Origin of the sequence: Gilliamella sp. B14384G12, assembly GCF_016101825.1 — a bacterium.
Lineage (GTDB): Bacteria > Pseudomonadota > Gammaproteobacteria > Enterobacterales > Orbaceae > Gilliamella > Gilliamella apicola_N.
In genome coordinates this window covers 1-569 of sequence record NZ_JACFPU010000035.1, presented here as the reverse complement: position 1 = coordinate 569, position 569 = coordinate 1, and the positions used below count along the sequence as shown (strand labels likewise).

Annotated in this window: 2 tRNA genes; both read right to left on the bottom strand. The window is 42.4% G+C overall.

Features of this window, described 5'->3' with window-relative positions:
* Window positions 1-254: 254 nt before the first annotated feature.
* Window positions 255-330, bottom strand: a tRNA-Ala gene (locus H3S73_RS13540).
* Between the two features lie 57 nt (window positions 331-387).
* Window positions 388-464 (bottom strand) — tRNA-Ile (locus H3S73_RS13535).
* Window positions 465-569: the final 105 nt, after the last annotated feature.

Sequence of the window (569 nt, the reverse complement as noted above, 5' to 3'; positions counted from 1 at the left end):
ATTGCCTAGGCATCCACCGTGTACGCTTAATTTCTTAACCTTACAACTCACAGTTGTCTTGGTTTTCATTACGCTTTTTTCTCTTTCTTATACTAACCAACATATCTTCATACATCAGCTCAACATAAAAACGAGAACTCGTTTCTTTCAGCTTGTTCCTAATTGTTAAAGAGCTTTATACTTCTATTCACTTTACCATCTCGCGACTTCAAGTAAATACAAACATAATTTAATTCAAAAAGAGACTTCTTTAATGGTGGAGCTAAGCGGGATCGAACCGCTGGCCTCCTGCGTGCAAGGCAGGCGCTCTCCCAGCTGAGCTATAGCCCCATTTTATTTCACTTCTTCAACCCGTTAAAGCCAAAATCAGCAAAAATTAAGTTGAATTGGTGGGTCTGAGTGGACTTGAACCACCGACCTCACCCTTATCAGGGGTGCGCTCTAACCACCTGAGCTACAGACCCAATAAAGTGACTCTTTTCTTAACAAACAATCTGTGTGAACACTTACGAGCTCTTCGTAAGGAGGTGATCCAACCGCAGGTTCCCCTACGGTTACCTTGTTACGAC